Source organism: Streptomyces sp. NPDC056600 (assembly GCF_042792855.1).
Taxonomy (GTDB): Bacteria; Actinomycetota; Actinomycetes; order Streptomycetales; family Streptomycetaceae; genus Streptomyces.
Genome location: NZ_JBHTVQ010000090.1, coordinates 1 through 19,680, shown reverse-complemented (window position 1 = coordinate 19,680; position 19,680 = coordinate 1). Strand labels below are relative to the sequence as shown.

The 19,680-nt window shown below is 76.2% G+C and carries 3 protein-coding genes; all 3 read right to left on the bottom strand.

The features are described 5' to 3' along the window. Positions 1-111: 111 nt before the first annotated feature. The gene (locus ACFRAV_RS29290; protein WP_382559996.1) at positions 112-3,405 is read right to left on the bottom strand and encodes a type I polyketide synthase; all 3,294 of its coding nucleotides are present in this window, start codon (positions 3,403-3,405) and stop codon (positions 112-114) included. A 73-nt stretch (positions 3,406-3,478) separates the two neighbouring features. Further along, positions 3,479-15,028, bottom strand: a complete 11,550-nt coding sequence (locus tag ACFRAV_RS29285) for an SDR family NAD(P)-dependent oxidoreductase (RefSeq protein ID WP_382559993.1) — start codon at positions 15,026-15,028, stop codon at positions 3,479-3,481. A 56-nt stretch (positions 15,029-15,084) separates the two neighbouring features. Beyond that, on the bottom strand, positions 15,085-19,680 hold a 4,596-nt coding region (locus ACFRAV_RS29280), incomplete at its 5' end, for an SDR family NAD(P)-dependent oxidoreductase (protein WP_382559989.1).

Here is a 19,680-nt window from a genome sequence, read left to right as displayed (position 1 = left end):
TTTTTTTTTGGGGGGGGGGGGGGGGGGGGGGGGGGGGGGGGGGGGGGGGGGGGGGGGGGGGGGGGGGGGGGGGCGGCGCGGCCCCCCCCCCCCCCCCCCCGCCCCGTGGTGTCACCGCGTGGCCGCGGCCTGCTCGAGGTAGCGGGCGACCTCGGCCGGCGTGGGGTGGTCGAACAGCAGGACGGGCGGCAGCCGGAGTCCCGTCACCTCGCACAGCCGGTTGCGCACCTCCAGTGCCGTGAAGGACGACAGGCCGACGTCGAGGAACTTCTCCTCCGGACCGATCCGTTCCGGTGCGTCGTGACCGAGCACGTCGGCGGTGTGGGCGAGGACGAGGTCGAGCATCGACTCCGGGTGGCGTTCCCCGGCCGACGACGCGCTCTCCCCTGCCCCGTCCCGCGCCGGCGCTCCGTCCGCGCCACCGTCCCCGGCGGTGGCCGCGGCGTCGGCCACCACCCGGGCCGGGGCGGGGGTGCCGTCCGGGGCGGGGGGCGTAGTGCCGTTCGCGGCCGGGGCCGGGGCGGCGCCGCCCGGGGCCGCCACCGCGTCGGACGCCCGGCCCGGTCCGTCCGGTCCGTCCGCACGGGCCGCGCCGAACGCCTCCGCCGGCCACCAGAAGCGGCGGTGCTCGAACGGGTACGTCGGCAGGTCGATCGCGGGCCGGGGCGGACCGCCGAACCAGTGGTCCCAGTCGACGCGGGCGCCGGCGACGTGCAGCCGGGCCAAGGCGGCGGCGAGGGACGCCTCCTCGGACCGGTCCCGCACCATCGCCGGGGCGACGAGCGGTGCGGCTCCGGGCGGCAGGCAGGGCTCGACGAGGGCCGAGAGCACCGCGTCGGGGCCCACCTCCACGAAGGCGGTCACGCCGGCGCCGTGCAGGGTGGCGACGACCTCGGCGAACCGCACGGGTGAGCGCACCTGCCGTCCCCAGTGGCCGGGGTCGCGCAACTCCTCGCCGGTGAGCGGCAGTCCGGTGAGGTCGGAGATCACCGGGACGGACGGATCGCCCACCCGCAGGCCGGCCGCCACCTGGCGCAGCGGCTCCACGGCGGCGTCCATGTGCGCCGAGTGGAAGGCGTGGCCGACCCGCAGCCGGCGGGTACGGCGGCCGCGGCCGGCGAAGACCCGTGCGATCTCCTCGACCGCCTCGGCGTCCCCGGAGACCACCGTCGCCGTCGGGCCGTTGACCGCGGCGACGTCTGCTGCCCCGGGGTGGTCCGCCAGCACCTCGCGCACCTCCTCCTCGGACGCCTCGCACGCCGCCATCGCCCCGTGCCGCGGGCCCCCGCCCATCAGCCGGCCGCGGGCGGCGACCAGGGCGCAGGCGTCCTGGGGGGACAGCGCGCCCGACGCGGCGACGGCGGTGATCCCGCCGAGGGAGTGACCGGCGAGGAAGTCGGGTTCCGGCAGCAGCCGCCGCAGCAGCCGGAAGAGCGCCAGTTCCAGGGTGAACAGGGCGGGCTGGGCGTACTCGGTGCGCTCCAGCAGCGCCGTCGCGGGGTCGTCCGGGCCGGCCAGGAGCAGCGGCAGGAGCGGGCGGTCCAGGTGCGGGCCGAACGCCTCGCACAGTTCGTCCACCGCCTCCTGGAACACCGGCCGCGTCGCGTACAACTCCCGGCCCATGCCGGGCCGCTGGCTGCCCTGGCCGGTGAACAGGAAGGCGGTGGCGAGCCGTTCGGCCGCGGTTCCGGTCACGGCCCTGGGGTCGCGGCGGCCTTCCGCGACCGCCCGGAGCGCAGCGAGGCGCTCCTGCGCCGTGCCCGGAAGGACGACCGCGCGGTGCCGCAGCGAGGCCCTCCCCAGCGCCAGCGTCCGTCCCACGTCGCCCGCGTCGGCGTCGGCGTGCGCCGTACGAGTGAGGTGCGCGGCCAGGCGTTCCGCCTGCGCGCGCAGGGCGCCCTCGGTCCGCGCGGACAGCACCCAGGGAGCGACGGGCTCCCCCACCGGTTCCGCGTCCCCGCCGGGCGGGGTGTCCCGCGCCGACGGCTCGTCGGGCGAGGCCTGTTCCATGATGACGTGGGCGTTGGTCCCGCTGATGCCGAACGACGACACCCCGGCCCGGCGCGGGCGGCCCCGGTCGGGCCAGGGGATCGTCGCGGTGAGCGGTTCGACCGCTCCGGCGGACCAGTCGACGTGCGGGGTGGGTTCGTCGAGGTGGAGGCTCCGGGGCATGACCCCGTGCCGGATCGCCAGCACGGCCTTGATCACGCCGGCGACGCCGGCCGCGGCCTGGGTGTGCCCGATGTTCGACTTGAGGGAGCCGACGTACAGCGGCCGGTCCTTGGGCCGTCCCTGCCCGTAGGCGGCGAGCAGCGCCCGCGCCTCGATCGGGTCTCCGAGCCGGGTGCCCGTGCCGTGCGCCTCGACCAGGTCGATCTGCTGCGGCGCCAGCCGGGCGTCGGCCAGCGCCTGCGCGACGACCCGTTCCTGGGTGGGGCCGTTCGGCGCGGTGAGCCCGTTGCTCGCGCCGTCCTGGTTGACCGCGGAGCCGCGCAGCACGGCGAGGACGCGGTGGCCGCGCCGCCGCGCCTCGGAGAGCCGTTCCAGCAGGACCGTGCCGACGCCCTCGGCGAAGCCCGTGCCGTCGGCGGCCGCGGAGAACGCCTTGCAGCGGGCGTCCGGCGAGAGCCCGCGCTGGCGGCTGAACTCGACCAGCAGCAGCGGCGTCGCCATCACCGTGACACCGCCCGCGAGCGCCAGGTCGCACTCGCCGCGGCGCAGTGCCTGCGCCGCCAGGTGCATGGCCACCAGGGACGACGAGCACGCCGTGTCGAGGGTGACCGCGGGCCCTTCCAGGCCCAGGTGGTAGGCGATCCGCCCGGAGGCGACGCTGGTCGCGTTGCCGGTCATCAGGTGCCCCTCGTACCCGGCGGGCACCCGGTCGGCCGGCGGCACGTACGCCTGGGAGACCACGCCGGTGTACACCCCGGTCCGGCTGCCGCGCAGCGAGTCCGGCGCGATGCCGGCGCGTTCGAAGGTCTCCCACGCCACCTCCAGCAGCAGCCGCTGCTGGGGATCGGTGGCGACGGCCTCGCGCGGTCCCATGCCGAAGAACGCGGCGTCGAACCCGGCGGCGTCGTGCAGGAAGCCGCCCTCGCGGGTGTAGGCGGTCCCCGCCCGGTCCGGGTCGGGGTCGTAGAGCGCCTCGGTGTCCCAGCCGCGGTCCTCGGGGAGCGCGGACACGGCGTCCCGTTCCTTCGACACCAGGTCCCACAGGTCCTCGGGCGAACGGACGCCGCCGGGGAAGCGGCAGGCCATGGCCACGACCGCGACCGGTTCGTGCTCCTTCTCCTCCAGTTCCCTCACCCGGCGGCGGGCCTGCCGCAGGTCGGCCGTCGCCCGCCGCAGGTAGTCCCGCAGCTTCGCCTCGTTGCCGGTGGCGGTGTCGCTGTCGATGTCGCTCATCGCGGTAGCACTCTCTTCTCGGTCGGCCCACGGCCGCGCGCCCCTCGGGTGCCGGGGCGCGCTCCCGTCGGCGTCAGCTGGCGTCGAACTCCTCGTCCAGCGCGCGGAACAGCTCCTCGTCGTCGGCGTCGGACAGGTCCCGGTCCTCGGCGGCGGCTCCCGCCGGGCCGGCGGGCGGTGCGTCCTGCCGCCCGGCCTCCTCGTCCCAGAGCCACAGGGCCGCGCGCAGCCGCTCCCGGAGCCGGGGGAAGTCGGGCCCTGTGACGGTCACGGAGGCGAGCAGCCGGTCCAGGTCCGCCACCGGGTCCTCCGGCGCGAGCAGGCCGACCAGGTGCCCGGCGAGCGCCGCCGGCGTCGGGTGCTCGAAGACGAGCGTCGTGGGCAGCCGCAGCCCGGTGGCCGCGCCGATCCGGTTGCGCAGTTCCACGGAGGTGAGGGAGTCGAACCCGATCTCCTTGAACGCCCGGTCGGCCTCGATGCCGTCCGCCGTGGTGTGGCCGAGGGTCGCCGAGACCTGCTCCCGCACCAGGGCGAGCACCGCCCGCTCCCGCTCCGGTCCGTGCAGGGCCGCCAGCCGCTCGGCCAGACCGGCCGACGTGGCGGGGGTGGCCTGGGCCGCCCGCCGCACCACGGGTGCGCGGACCACCGCCCGCAGCACGGCAGGCACCCCGCCCGCGACGGCGCCGGACCGTAGTCCCGCCACGTCCAGCGGCGCGGGGACGAGCAGCGGGCCGCCGTCCTCCAGCGCGGCGTCGAACAGGGCCATGCCGTCCTCGACGGTCATCGGAGCGAGCCCGCCGCGGGCGATGCGGGCCCGGTCGGCCGCCGCGAGGTGTCCGGTCATCCCGCTCGCCGCCTCCCACATGCCCCAGGCCAGCGACTGGGCGGGCAGTCCCCGGCGGCGCCGGTGCTCGGCGAGCGCGTCCAGGAACACGTTGGCGGCCGCGTAGTTGGCCTGGCCCGCCCCGCCGAGGAGGCCGGAGGCCGACGAGAAGAGCACGAACATCGACAGGTCCGCCTCCCGTGTCAGCTCGTGGAGGTTCCAGGCCGCGTCGGCCTTGGGCCGCAGCACCGCGGCGACCTTCTCCACGGTCAGGGACGACAGGACGCCGTCGTCGAGGACGCCCGCGGCGTGGACGACGCCGGTCAGCGGCCGGTCGGGGTGCACCGAGGCCAGCAGCCGGGCCAGCGCGTCCCGGTCGGCGGCGTCGCAGGCCTCGATCCGCACCTGGGCGCCCGCCTCGGTGAGTTCTGCGGCGAGTTCGGCGGCCCCGGGCGCCTCGGGCCCGCGCCGGCCGGTCAGCAGCAGGCTGCGCACCCCGTGTTCGCGCACCAGGTGCCGGGCGAGCGCCGCGCCCAGGGTGCCGGTGCCCCCGGTGACGAGCACCGTCCCGGCGCCCTGCCCGGCGGCGCTCGCGGGCGGGAGGGTCAGGACGACCTTGCCCACCTGCCGGGCCTGGGAGAAGTACCGGAAGGCGGCGGGCGCCCGGCGGACGTCCCAGCTCGTCACCGGCAGCGGCGTCAGCTCGCCCCGCTCGAACAGGGCGAGGACGGCGGCCAGCGAGGCGCCGACCTCGGCCGGGTCCATGTCCAGCAGTTCGAACGGCTGGTAGGCGACGCCCGGACGGACGGCGTCGACGGCGGCCTGGTCGCGCAGATCGGCGACGCCCATCTCCACGAAGCGTCCGCCGCTGGGCAGCAGCCGCAGCGAGGCGTCGACGAACTCGCCGGTCAGGGAGTTGAGCACCACGTCGACCCCGCGGCCGTCGGTGGCTGCGCGCACCCGGTCCTCGAACTCCGTGGTCCGGGAGGAGGCCAGGTGGGCGTCGTCGAGTCCGGCCGCGCGCAGGGCGCCCCATTTGGCGGGGCTCGCCGTGCCGAACACCTCGGCGCCCAGGTGCCGGGCGATCTGGACCGCCGCGAGGCCCACGCCTCCGGCCGCCGAGTGGATCAGCACCCGTTCACCGCGGCCGAGCCGGGCGAGTTCGACGAGGCCGTGGTGGGCGGTGGTGAACACCGCCGGCACCGCTGCCGCCGTCGGGTAGGACCAGCCGTCCGGGATCCGGGCGAGCAGCCGTCGGTCCGCCACGGCCACGGGGCCGGCCGCGCCCTGCACCAGGCCGAACACCCGGTCGCCCACGACGAGTCCTTCGACGCCGGGGCCGGTCTCGAGCACGGTGCCGGCCGCCTCGGTGCCGAGCGGCTCCTCTCCCGGCACCATGCCCAGGGCGCGCAGGACATCACGGAAGTTGAGTCCGGCCGCCCGCACCGCGACGCGCACCTGCCCGGCGGCGAGGGGCTCGAGCGCCTCCGGGCGCGGAACGGCCCGCAGGTCGTCCGGGGATCCGCCGGGCGTCTCCAGTCGCCAGGCCGAACCGTCCCCGGGCGGGGCGACGCCCGCCTCGGCGCCGACGGGCCTCAGCCGCGGCACGAGAACGCGTCCGTCGCGCAGGGCGAGTTGGGGTTCGCCCGTGGCCACCGCGGCGGCCAGGACCTGTCGGGAGGCGGGCGTGTCGTCGGTGTCGACGACGGCGACGCGCCCGGGGTGCTCCGTCGCGGCGGACCTGACCAGGCCCCACAGCGGTGCGGCCGTCAGGTCCACCGGGTCGCCCGGCGCGGCGGCGACCGCCCGCCGGGTCACGACCACCACGGGCCGCGCCACCCCGTCCGTCCGGCCGTCGTCCGCGTCCTCCTCGGCGAGGGCGTCCCCCAGGTGGGCGAGCAGCGCGTTCACCGAGCCGGCGACGGCCTCGGGGACGGTTCCCTCCTGCCCGGCGGGGGCCTCCAGCACGTCGAACGACGTTACGGCCGTCCCCTCGTCGCTGCCGGGGAGAGGCAGTTCCTGCCAGTCCAGCTCGTACAGCGACCGGACGGCGCCGGCCGTGCGGTGTGCGGACGGCAGGTGTTCGGGGGCTGCGGGGCGCAGCACCAGGGACTCGGCGACGGCGACGACGGCGCCGGCCGGGTCGGCGACGGACAGCCGGACGGAGTCGTCGCCGTCGGGCCCCGGGGCGACGGCGACCCGCAGGGCCGTCGCCCCGGCGGCAGCCAGGCCCACTCCGCTCCAGCTGAACGGCAGCCGGACCCCTTCACCGAGGAAGTCGCCCAGGGCCATGGTGTGCAGCGCCGAGTCGAGCAGGGCGGGGTGGAGCGCGTACCGGGCGGCCTCGTCGTGCCATCGGCCGTCGAGGGCCACCTCCGCGTACACCGTGTCGTCCGACCGCCAGGCGGCGGTGAGGTTGCGGAAGGCGGGCCCGTACTCGTAGCCGAGCTCCGCCAAGCGGTCGTAGAGGTCCGTCACCTCCAGCGGGTCGGCGTCCGCGGGCGGCCAGGAGGCGGCCCATCCGGCGGCCGGCACGGGCCGGGCCACCGGATCGACCGTGCCCGTCGCGTGGCGCGTCCAGGCGGTGTCCTGGCCGTCGTCGTCGGGGCGCGCGTGCACCGCGACCCGGCGGCTGCCGTCCTCGTCCGCGGCCTCGACCGTCACCTGGACCCGCACCGCGCCCCGTTCGGGGATCAGCAGCGGTGTCTCGAGGGTCAGTTCGTCGACCCGGTTGCCGCCGGCCGCCTGGGCCGCCTGCACGGCGAACTCCAGCAGCGCGGTGCCCGGCACCAGCACGGTGCCGTCGACGGCGTGGTCGGCGAGCCAGCCGAGCGACCGCGTGGACAGCCGGCCGCTGAGCACGACGGTGTCCGTCTCCGCGAGCGCTGTCGCCGTGGACAGGACGGGGTGGTCCGTCGCGTCCAGCCCGAGGTGTCCGGCGTCGGTGTGCGCCGCGGGACCTTCCAGCCAGTAACGGGCATTCTGGAAGGGGTAGGTGGGGAGGTCGGTCGGGGGTGCGGTGGCCGGGGCGGGGACGTGCCAGTCGGTGGGGTGTCCGTGGGCGTGGAGGTGGGCCAGGCACTGGTGGAACCGGGTGAGCGAACCGCGGTGGCGGCGCAGCGTCCCGGTGACCACCGCGGTGGCGTCGTCGGTGGCGTCGGTGAGCGGGGTGAGCAGGACGGGGTGGGGGCTGGACTCGACGAACGTGGTGTGACCGTCGGCGGCGAGCGCCTCGAGCGCGGGGTGCAGCAGGACGGGGTTGGCCAGGTTCTCGAACCAGTACTCGGGTGTCAGCTCCGAGGTGTCGATGCGGCCGCCGGTGAGCGTGGAGTAGAACGCGAGGTCCGCCTCCCGGGGAGTGATGCCGTCGAGGACGTCGAGCAGGGTGTCCTGGAGCGGGTGGACGTGGGGGGTGTGGGAGGCGTAGTCGACGGGGATGGTGCGCGCCTGGACGTTCTGCTCCTCGAGTGCTGCCACCAGGCGGGCGACTTCGCGGGCGTCACCGGCGACGACGGTGGTGCCGGGCCCGTTGTGCGCGGCGACGTGGAGGTCGTGGTACCCGGCGAGCAGGTCGGCGGTCCGGTCGGCCGGTAGGGGCACCGACGCCATGCCGCCGGTCCCGGCGAGCGACAGCAGGGCCTTCGAGCGCAGCGCCACCACCTTCGCCGCGTCCTCCAGGCTGAGCGCCCCGGCCACGTAGGCGGCGGCGATCTCGCCCTGCGAGTGGCCGACGACCGCGTCCGGGTGGACGCCGTGGTGGCGCCACAGCGCCGCCAGGCCGGTCATGACCGCGAACAGCGCGGGCTGCACGACGTCCACCCGGTCGGCGGGAGGAGCGCCGGGCGCCCCGGTCAGAACGTCGAGAAGGTCCCACCCGGTGTGCGGCTCCAAGGCCCGTGCCGTGGCCGCGACATGTTCCGCGAACACCGGTGAGGTGTTCAGGAGTTCGGCCGCCATGCCGTCCCACTGCGAACCCTGCCCCGGAAAGACGAACACCGTCCTGCCCAGCGGACGGACACCGCCCCGCACGAGATCCGCGTGCGCGGTGCCCGCGGCCAGCGCCGCCAGCGCCTCCCTGAGCCGGTCGGGGTCGCCGGTCGCGACGACGGCCCGGTGGTCCAGGTGCGCCCTGCCGTCGGCGAGGACCTTCGCCACCGCGTCCACGTCCGCGTCGGGACGCGCCTCCAGGTACTCCAGCAGCCCGCCGGCCCGCTCCCGCAGCGCCTGCTCGGTGTGCCCGGACAGCAGCCAGGGCACGACCGCGCCGCCGGACGCCGAACCGGTCCCGACGGGCTCCCCGACGGGTTCGGGTTCGGGCGCCTCCTCCAGGACCACGTGCGCGTTCGTGCCGCTCATCCCGAAGCCCGAGACCCCGGCGCGGCGCGGGCGGCCGTCGGGGGCCCACTCGCGCGACTCGGTGAGCAGTTCCACGGCCCCTGCCGACCAGTCGACGTGCGGGGTCGGCTCGTCGACGTGCAGCGTCCGCGGCAGCAGACCGTGGCGCATCGCCTGGACCATCTTGATCACGCCGCCCACGCCCGCCGCCGCCTGGGTGTGACCGATGTTCGACTTCAACGACCCCAGCCGCAACGGCCGCTCCGCCGGGCGGTCCTGGCCGTAGGCCGCGATCAGTGCCTGCGCCTCGATCGGATCGCCGAGCGTGGTCCCCGTCCCGTGCGCCTCCATCGCGTCCACGTCACCCGGGGCGAGCCCGGCGTCCGCGAGCGCCTGCCCGATCACACGTTGCTGCGACGGGCCGTTGGGGGCGGTGAGGCCGTTGCTGGCGCCGTCCTGGTTGGTGGCGGTGCCCCGGACCAGAGCGAGCACCGGATGGCCGTTGCGGCGGGCGTCGGAGAGGCGCTCCACGAGGAGCAGCCCCACGCCCTCGCCGAACGAGGTGCCGTCGGCGGCCGCGGCGAACGCCTTGCAACGGCCGTCGCGGGCGAGTCCGCGTTGCCGGCTGAAGCCGATGAAGATGTCGGGGTGGGACAGCACGGTCGCTCCGCCGGCGAGCGCGAGGTCGCACTCGCCGAGGCGCAGCGACTGCACGGCGAGGTGCAGGGCCACCAGCGAGGACGAGCAGGCGGTGTCCACCGTCACCGCCGGTCCCTCCAGTCCCAGCGTGTAGGCGATGCGGCCGGAGGCGATGCTGCCCGCGCTGCCGAAGCCGAGGTAGCCCTCCATGTCGGCGGGCAGCTTCACCCGTGAGCCGTAGTCGGTGTAGACGACGCCGGCGAAGACACCGGTGCGGGAGCCTTGCAGGGAGGTCGGGTCGATGCCCGCCCCCTCGAACGCCTCCCAGGCCGCCTGCAGCAGCAGCCGCTGCTGGGGGTCCATGCTGGTGGCCTCCCGCGGGCTGATGCCGAAGAAGCCGGGGTCGAAGCGGTCGGCGTCCCGCAGGAAGCCGCCTTCGCGGGCGTAGGAGGTGCCGGTGTGCTCCGGGTCGGGGTGGAACAGCCGGTCCAGGTCCCAGCCGCGGTCGTCGGGGAACGGCGAGATGACGTCGCTCTCGGAGGCGACCACCTGCCACAGGTCCTCCGGCGAGGTGATCCCGCCGGGGTAGCGGCAGGCCATGGCGACGATCGCGATCGGTTCGCCGACGTACGTCGCGCCGGACCGCCCCGCGTTGGCCGGCACGGCGGTCCCGACGAGTTCGGTCCGCAGATGGGTGGCGAGCGCCTCGAGCGACGGGTGGTCGAACAGGAGGGTGCTGGGCAGTGTGAGGCCGGTCGCCGCGTTGAGCCGGTTGCGCAGTTCCACGGCGGTGAGCGAGTCGAAGCCCAGGTCCTTGAACGCCCGCGAGGTGTCGATGCCGTCACGGGCCGAGTGACCGAGCACTCCGGCGACCTGGGCCCGGATCAGGTCCAGCAGCAGGCGTCGCCGGTCGGCCTCGGGCAGCCCGGTCAGGGTGGACGCGAGCGAACCGGCGGCGGCGCCGGTGCCGGCGGTGGCCGCCCTGACCGTGCGCACCACCGAACGCAGCACCGGCGGCAGCAGTCCCGCCGCGGCGCGTTCCTCCGTCGCGGGCCGGTCCAGGCGTGCGGCGAGGAGCACGCCGTGCCGCTGGGAGCGCAGGGCGAGGCCGAGCAGTTCCACCACGCGCCGGGCGGTAAAGGGCGCCAGCCCTGACGGCTGCTGCGCCGGCCCGTCCTCGCGGGGTCCCCAGGCGAGGGACACCGCCGGCAGGCCGAGCGCCCTGCGGTGCTGGGCCAGGGCGTCCTGGTACGCGCCGAGGGCGGCCCGTGCCGCCTGACCCGTGCCGCCCAGGGCGGCCGAGGGGTCGGCGGCGAGCAGGGTGAAGGAGGTCAGGGCGCCGCCCAGGGTCAGTTCGTGCAGGTTCCAGGCGGCGTCCGTGCCGGTGCGCAGGGTCTCCGCGAAGTCCTCGTGCGGCGTGGACAGGACGAGCGCCTCGGGGGCCGGCTCCGCCACGTGCACCACCGCGGTCGGCTGCCGGTCGGCCGGCAGCAGGGACAGCGCGGCGGCCAGGGCGTCGCGGTCCGCGGCCGTTCCCTCCGCGACCAGCACCTCGACGTCCACACCGGCCAGCGACCGCGCCACCTCCTCGCCCCCACCGATGAGCAGCAGGCGGCGTGCGCCGTGGACGGAGACGAAGTACTCGGCGGCCGAGGCCGCGAGGTCGCCGCCGCCGGAGACGACCACGGTCCCCGACGGGTCGGGCGCCGGCGCCGCCTGCGTGTACTCCGGCGGTGCGGAACGGGCGAGGCGGGGGGCCAGGAGCTGCCCTCCCCGCACCGCGACCTGCTCCTCCCCCGCCGCCGACGCGGCGGACAGGGCGAGGAGCGAGGAGGGATCGCCGTCCACGTCGACCAGGGTGATCCGGCCAGGGTGTTCGGACTGCGCGCTGCGCACCAGCCCCCACGCGGCCGCCGGGGCGAGGTCCTGCACGTCGTCGAGGTGGGTGGTGACCGCGTGCCGGGTCAGCACCACGATCCGGCTGTCGCCCGCCGCCTCGTCGGCCAGCAGTCCTCGCAGCGCGCCGAACAGCGCCACGGTGTCCTGCTCGGCGAGCACGACGAGGGAGGGCGCCCGCTCGTCGCCGATGGCGTAGGACACCCGGCGCGCGGCGTCGAACGCTTGGGCGGGGTCCACCGCGTCGCCGAGCACCGCCCATTCGACCGGGGCCTGCGCGGCGGTGACGGACGCCGGGGGCAGGGGCAGCCAGTCGAGGCCGTACAGCCAGTCGTGCCGCTCGGTCGTGGAGTCGGGCAGGGCGACCGGCGCGACGGCCCTCACGCTCGCCACCGGGGCACCCGCCACGTCGGCCAGGGTCAGCGTCCTGCTGCCGTCCGAGGAGGTCCGGACGCGGACGCGGAGTGCGGCGGCGCCCGTGGCGTGCAGGGTGACGCCGTGCCACGCCCCGGGAACGAAGGACGTGTCGTCGGCATCGTCGAACACCGGGCGCAGGGCGGCGTCCAGCAGGAGCGGGTGGACGGCGAAACCGCGTGCCTCGCCTTCGAGTTCGTCGGGCAGCGCCACCTCGGCGTAGAGATCGCCGTCCAGCCGCCAGACGGTGGCCGGGGCGTCCGCGTCCGCCTCCTCGTGGGGCGGCTCGGCCACGGCGCCCGGCGGGGGCCAGGCCGTCAGGTCCTCCGGCGCGTCCGCGGGAGTTTCGGCGAGGACGCCTGACGCCAGCCGGGTCCACGGGCGGTCCAGCGATGTGTCGTCCCGCGCGTCCTCGTACGGCCGGGCGGCCAGAACGAACTCCCTGCGCCCGTCGCCCGTGGCCGACGCGTGGGCCGACAGTTGCAGGTCGATCCCGCCGCCCGGCGGGACGGCGACCGGCGTCCCGACCGTCAGTTCCTCCACCACGGGCAGGCCAAGCAACCTCCCTGCCTGGAGCGCGAGTTCGAGGACGACGGTGCCGTTGAGGGTCCGGTCGCCGAGCCAGCCGTGAGCCCGGGCAGCCGTCCGCCCGGTGAGCAGCAGGGCGTCCCCCTCCGCCAGCGTCGTCGCCGCCGAGAGGAGCGGGTGCCGGGTCGCCCGCAGACCGAGGCTCTCCGGGTCCCCGCCGGTGGCGCCGTCCTCCAGCCAGTAGCGCCGGCGCTGGAAGGGGTAGGCGGGGAGGTCGCCGGGCGGTGCGCCGACCGGGTCAGGGGTGTGCCAGTCGGTGGGGTGGCCGTGGGTGTGCAGGTGGGCGAGGGAGGTGTGGAAGCGGGTGAGGGCGCCGTCGTCGCGGCGCAGGGTTCCGGTGACGACCGCGGGGTTGTCCTGATCGAGGGCGTCGGTGGTGTCCGTCACCGGAGTGGTGAGGACGGGGTGGGGGCTGGACTCGACGAACGTGGTGTGGCCGTCGGCGGCGAGCGCCTCGAGCGCGGGGCGGAGGAGGACGGGGTTGGCCAGGTTCTCGAACCAGTACTCGGCCGTCAGGCTCGTCGTGTCGGTCTTCGCGCCGGTGAGCGTGGAGTAGAAGGCGACGGCGCCCGTCCGAGGGGTGATGCCCCGCAGGAGCTCCAGGAGCGTGTCCTTGAGCGGGTGGACGTGGGGGGTGTGGGAGGCGTAGTCGACGGGGATGGTGCGCGCCTGGACGTTCTGTTCGTTGAGCGTGGCGACCAGGCGGGCGAGTTCGCCGGCGTGTCCGGCGACGACGGTGGTGCCGGGCCCGTTGTGCGCGGCGACGTGGAGGTCGTGGTACCCGGCGAGCAGGTCGGCGGTCCGGTCGGCCGGCAGGGGCACCGACGCCATGCCGCCGGTCCCGGCGAGCGACAGCAGGGCCTTCGAGCGCAGCGCCACCACCTTCGCCGCGTCCTCCAGGCTGAGCGCCCCGGCCACGTAGGCTGCGGCGATCTCGCCCTGCGAGTGGCCGACGACCGCGTCCGGGTGGACCCCGTGGTGGCGCCACAGCGCCGCCAGGCCGGTCATGACCGCGAACAGCGCGGGCTGCACGACGTCCACCCGGTCGGCGGGAGGAGCGCCGGGCGCACCGGTCAGAACGTCCAGGAGGTCCCACCCGGTGTGCGGCTCCAGGGCGAGCGCCGTCGCTCGCACATGGTCGGCGAACACCGGCGCGCTGTGCAGGAGTTCGGCCGCCATGCCGTCCCACTGCGAACCCTGCCCCGGGAAGACGAACACCGTCCTGCCCAGCGGACGGACACCGCCCTGCACGAGATCCGGGTGGGGCGTACCGTCCGCCAAGGCCCGCAAGGCCTCCCGCGGTCCCTCGCCGCCCGCCGTGATCACCGCCCGGTGGTCCAGGTGCGCCCTGCCGTCGGCGAGGACCTTCGCCACCGCGTCCACGTCCGCGTCGGGACGCGCCTCCAGGTACTCCAGCAGCCCGCCGGCCCGCTCCCGCAGCGCCTGCTCGGTGTGCCCGGACAGCAGCCAGGGCACGACCGCGCCGCCGGACGCCGAACCGGTCCCGGCGGGCTCCCCGACGGGTTCCTCGACGGGCTCGGGGACGGCAGCCTCCTCAAGGATGACGTGCGCGTTGGTCCCGCTGATGCCGAACGAGGAGACGGCGGCCCTGCGCGGGCGGTCCTCCGCCTGCCAGGGGACGTTCTCGGTGAGGAGACGGACCGCGCCGGCCGACCAGTCGACGTGCGGGGTCGGCTCGTCGACGTGCAGCGTCCGCGGCAGCAGACCGTTGCGCATCGCCTGGACCATTTTGATGATCCCGCCGACGCCCGCCGCCGCCTGGGTGTGGCCGATGTTCGACTTCAACGACCCCAGCCACAACGGCTGCTCCGCCGGGCGGTCCTGACCGTAGGCCGCGATGAGGGCCTGCGCCTCGATGGGGTCGCCCAGTCGGGTGCCGGTCCCGTGCGCCTCCACCGCGTCGACGTCGGCGGGCGTGAAGCCCGCGTCGGCCAGTGCCTGGCGGATCACCCGTTGCTGGGACGGGCCGTTGGGGGCGGAGAGCTGGCCGCTGGTGCCGTCCTGGTTGACCGCGGAGCCGCGCACCACCGCGAGCACGGGGTGTCCCAGGCGGCGGGCGTCGGAGAGACGCTCGACCAGCAGCAGTCCGACGCCCTCGCCCCATCCCGTGCCGTCGGCGCCGGCCGCGAAGGCCTTGCACCGGCCGTCCGGGGACAGACCGCGCTGCCGGCTGAACTCCACGAAGAGGCCGGGGGTGGCGATGACGGTGGCTCCGCCGGCGAGGGCGAGGTCGCACTCGCCCTGCCGCAGCGACTGCACGGCGAGGTGCAGTGCCACCAGCGAGGACGAGCAGGCGGTGTCCACGGTCACCGCCGGCCCTTCGAGGCCGAAGGTGTAGGAGAGCCGTCCGGAGGCCACCGACCCGGCGCTGCCGGTCCCGATGTACCCCTCGAGTCCTTCCGGGGCCTCGCGGATGCGACCGCCGTAGTCGCCGTACATCACTCCCGCGAAGACGCCGGTGCGGGATCCGCGCAGGGAGGCGGGGGCGATGCCCGCCGCCTCGAACGTCTCCCACGCGGTCTCCAGCAGCAGCCGCTGCTGCGGGTCGACGGCGAGCGCCTCGCGGGGACTGATGCCGAAGAAGCCGGGGTCGAACCGGTCGGCGTCGTGCAGGAAGCCGCCCTCCCTGGCGTACGTCCTGCCGGTGCGGCCGGGATCGGGGTCGTACAGGGCGGCCGTGTCCCAGCCGCGGTTCTCCGGGAAGGGCGAGACGGCGTCCGTGCCGGACTCGGCGATCCGCCACAGGTCCTCCGGCGAGCGGACTCCTCCCGGGTAGCGGCACGCCATGCCGACGACGGCTATCGGCTCGTGGCGCTCGGCCTCGACCCTGGACAGCCGCTCCTTGGTCTGCAGAAGGTCGTTCGTCACGCGCTTGAGGTAGTCGCGAAGCCTGTCCTCGTTCGACATACGACGTCAACTCTCCTTGTCACACAGGGGCATGGGGGTCACGCGGGCGGTGCGGCTCACTCGGCGCCGAGCTGGCCGTCGATCAGGTCGAACAATTCGTCGTCGGAGACCTGGTCCAGGCGGGGCGCGTCGGGGACCGCGTCGCCGGGTCCGGTGGCGCCGGAGGGTTCGTCGGCGGCGGTCATCCGTCGCAGCACCGCGGTGAGGCGGGCGACGGCCCGCTCGCGCGCCTCCGCGCCGAGGGCGGTGTGCGGGGTGAAGGCGGCCTCCAGGTCGCCGATCCGGGCGAGGACGGAGGCGGCCCCGCCGGGCAGCCGGTCGGTCAGCGACTCCAGCAGGTGGGCGGCCAGGGCGCCGGCCGTCGGCTGGTCGAACAGGACGGTGGTGGGCAGCCGCAGACCTGTCTCGGCGCCCAGCCGGTTGCGCAGTTCGACGGCGGTCAGCGAGTCGAACCCGAGGTCGAGCAGACCGCGGTCGGCCGGCACCGGCCGGTTCGGCGCGTGGCCGAGGACCTCGGCGATGGTCGCCCGGACGAGGTCGAGGACCAGGCGGGGCCGGTCGTCGGGAGCGGCCTCGTCGAGCTTGCGCACCCACGGCGGGGTGGTGTCCTCGCCGCGTGGGGCCGGGCCGCCGGCCCGGGGCGCGGCTTTCCGCGCGGGGGCCTTGACGAGGCCGCGCAGCAGGGGCGGGACGCGCTCGGCGTCGGTCTGTCCGCGCAGCGCCGTCAGGTCGAGGCGGGCGGGGACGACCACGGCCGGGTCGGCGGCGAGGGCGGCGTCGAAGAGGGCCTGTCCCTCGGCCGCCGCGAGCGGGGCGACGCCGGTCCGGGCGATCCGGGCGAGGTCGGCGGCGCCCAGCTGCCCGGCCATGCCCGCACCGGTCTCCCACAGACCCCAGGCCAGTGAGACCGCGGGCAGCCCTCGGGCCCGCCGGTGCTGGGCGAGGGCGTCCAGGTGGGCGTTGGCGGCGGCGTAGTTGGCCTGCCCCGCGTTGCCGACCAGCCCGGCGATCGAGGAGAACAGGACGAAGGCGTCCAGGTCCAGGTCCGCGGTCAGTTCGTGCAGCAGCAGCGCCGCCTCGGACTTGGGCCTGCGCACCTGCGCGAAGGCCTCATCGGTCAGCGACTCCAGTGTGCCGTCGGCGGTGACGCCGGCCGCGTGCACCACCGCGCGCAGCGGGTGCTCCGGAGGGACGGAGCCGAGCAGCGCGGTGAGCGCGGCCCGGTCAGCGATGTCGCAGGCGACCAGGGAGACCTCGGCGCCGAGCGCGGTGAGCCGTTCCACCAGCTCCGGCGCTCCGGGGGCGTCCGGGCCGCGCCGGCCGGCCAGCAGCAGGCGGCGGACCCCGTACCGGGTGACCAGGTGTTCGGCGACGAGGCCGCCGAGTGCGCCGGTGGCACCGGTGAGCAGGACCGTTCCGGGCCGGATGGACACCTCGCCGCCGGCCGGCGCGCAGAGGGACAGCCGGGGAACGGTCAATGCCCCCTGTCGGAGCGCGAGTTGCGGCTCGTCCGTCGCCAGGGCGGCCGCCAGGGCCGCCTCGGAGGCCGCGGAGCCGTCCGTGTCGACGAGCACGAAGCGCCCCGGGTGTTCCGTCTGGGCGGTGCGGACCAGGCCCCACAGCGGGGCCTGGGCGAGCCCGGCCACCGGCTCGCCGGCCGTCACGGCGGTCGCCTCGCGGGTCACCACGACCAGGCGCCGGTCAAGGTCCCCGGCGGCGGTCCAGGCGCGCAGGTGGGCGAGCAGCCGGACGGGGGTGAGGTCGTCGTCGGCGACCAGCACGCTGTGCGCGGGGCCGTCCTCGGGTACCGCCGGGGCGGTCGCCGGGTCGTACGGCTGCAGCCTCACGACGGTTCCGGAGGGGGCGAGCGGCGTCCAGTCCACGCGGTAGGGCACCCGGGCCGACGGCCGGGCCGCGGCCAGTGCCGCCGGGTCGGCCTCCCGCACCAGCAGCGACCGCGCCGTCAGCACGGGCGCACCCGTCGTGTCGGCGAGGATCACGGCCGTCCGGTCGGGACCGTCCGGCGTCAACCGCACCCGCAGGGAGCGGCCCATGGCGCCGTGCGCGCGGACGCCCGTCCAGGAGAAGGGCACGCGCAGGCCGCCCGACGGGCCGGGGCCGTCCAGGGCGAGCGGGTGCAGGGCCGCGTCCAGCAGGGCGGGGTGCGGTGTGAATCCTTCGTCGGCGCCCAGGGTTTCTTCGTCGGGGGATTCCTCGTCGAGGGTGATCTCGGCGAACCAGGCGTCGTCGCGGCGCCAGGCGCGGCGCAGCCCGCGGAACGGCGGTCCGTACCGGTAGCCGAGGGTGTCGAGCGTGTCGTAGGCGTCGGTGAGGTCCACCGGCTCGCCGTCCGGCGGCGGCCACGCCGCGAGGTCCTGCGCCCCGGCGATCTCCGTGGCGGGGGCGAGGACGCCAGTGGCGTGGCGTGTCCAGCCGTCCCCCTCGGTGGCGGAGTACACGGACAGGCTTCTGCGTCCCTCGCCGTCCGCCTCGGAGACCACCAACTGCAGCCGCACCTCCCCCTCGTCGGGGACCGGCAGCGGCGCCTGGAGGGTGAGTTCCTCCACCTCGGGCGCGTCGGCCTCGCGCCCCGCGAACAGGGCGAGCTCCAGCAGCGCCGTTCCGGGCAGCACGGGCGTCGCGAGCAGCGCGTGCCCGGCCAGCCACGGCTGGGCGTCGAGGGAGATCCGGCCGGTGTAGACGGTGGCCGAGCCGTCGGCGAGCTCGACCGCCGTGTCGAGCAGCGGGTGCGCGAGGCCGCCGTCGCCGGGCCGTACGGCAGCACGTGCCGGCGCGTCGAGCCAGTGGCGCTCGCGCTGGAACGGATAGGTGGGCAGCTGCCCGGCCAAGGCCCCGGCCGCCGCCCCGGGCCGGGCGGCCAGGTCGCCCAGGTCGACGGGGAGCCCCGCGCTCCACAGGGCGCCCAGTGCCTCCGGCACCGTGCGGCCCTCCGGGCGGTCGCGCCGCAGCAGGGGCACGGTCACGGCGTCGGGCAGGGCGTCGGCGGCCAGGGTGGTCAGCACGGCGTCCGGCCCCAGTTCGACGCACACGGTGACGCCGTCCTCGGCCAGGACGCGCAGGCCGTCGGCGAAGCGGACCGTCTCACGGACGTGCCGGACCCAGTGGTCGGGCGAGGCGAGCTCCTCGGCGGTCGCCGCGTGGCCCGTCAGGTCCGAGACGATCGGCATACGCGGCGGACGGAACTCCAGCCCGGCCACGACCTCGCGGAAGGCGGCCAGCATCGGTTCCATCAACGGGGAGTGGAAGGCGTGGTGGACCGTCAGCCGCCGAGCGCGCACGCCGTCCTGGTGCGCCCGCTCGATCAGACGCGTCACCGCCTCCTCGGCGCCGGAAACCACGGTGGCCCGCGGCCCGTTCAGCGCGGCGATGCCGATCTCGGGGCCGAGCCCGTCGAGCAGGGCCCGCGTCCCGTCCTCGGACAGCGCGACGGCCGCCATCGCGCCGCCGGACGGCAGGTCCTGCATCAGCCGGCCGCGTGCGGTGATCAGCGTCGCCGCGTCCGCCAGGGACAGCACCCCGGCCACGTGGGCGGCGGCCACCGAGCCGACGGAGTGCCCGAGCAGGACGTCGGGGCGGACGCCGCGGCTGTCGAGGAGCCGGTGGAGGGCGGTCTCCAGTGCGAACAGGGCGGGCTGGGTGTAGCGGGTGCGGTGCAGGAGTTCGGGGTCGTCGGAGAACACGACGTCCTTCAGCGGACGGTCGAGGTGGTGGTCGAGGGCGGCGCACGCCTCGTCGAACGCCGCCGCGAAGGCCGGTTCGGCGGCGTACAGTTCGCGTCCCATCGCGGCCCGCTGGCTGCCCTGGCCGGTGAACAGGAACGCGGTGCGCGGCTCCCCCGCCGGCACGGCGGCGCCCGCCGTGTCCCCGGCCGCCAGGGCGTCCAGCGCGGCCAGCGCCTCGGCCGGATCGGCGGCCACGAGTGCGGCGCGGTGGTCCAGGGCGGCCCGTCCCGTGGCCAGGGCGTGGGCCGTCGGCCGCAGGTCTGTCGCGGGGCGCGGGGCGAGGAACCGGCCGAGCAGTGCGGCCTGATCGCGCAGGGCCTGCGGGGTGCGGGCGGAGAGCGGGAGGACGACAGGGCCACGGTGGCCGTCGCCGGTCTCCCCCGCCGGTTCGGCCTGCTCGGCCTGTTCGAGGATGACGTGCGCGTTGGTGCCGCTGATGCCGAAGGAGGAGACGGCCGCCCGGCGAGGGCGGTCCTGGGCGGGCCAGGGGCGTTCCCGGTCCAGCAGCTCGACGGCGCCGGCGGTCCAGTCCACGTGCGGGGTGGGTTCGTCGGCGTGGAGGCTGCGGGGCAGCGTTCCGTTCCGCATCGCCATCACCATCTTGATGACGCCGGCGACGCCCGCCGCGGCCTGGGTGTGCCCGATGTTGGTCTTCACGGACCCCAGGAACAGCGGTGCGGCGTCGCCGCGCTCCTGGCCGTAGGCCGCCAGCAGTGCCTGTGCCTCGATCGGGTCGCCGAGCCGGGTGCCGGTCCCGTGCGCCTCGACGGCATCGACGTCGGCCGGGGTGAGGCGCGCGTTGGCGAGGGCCTGACGGATGACGCGTTCCTGGGCGGGGCCGTTGGGCGCGGTCAGCCCGTTGCTGGCGCCGTCCTGGTTCACCGCCGAGCCGCGCAGCACCGCCAGCAC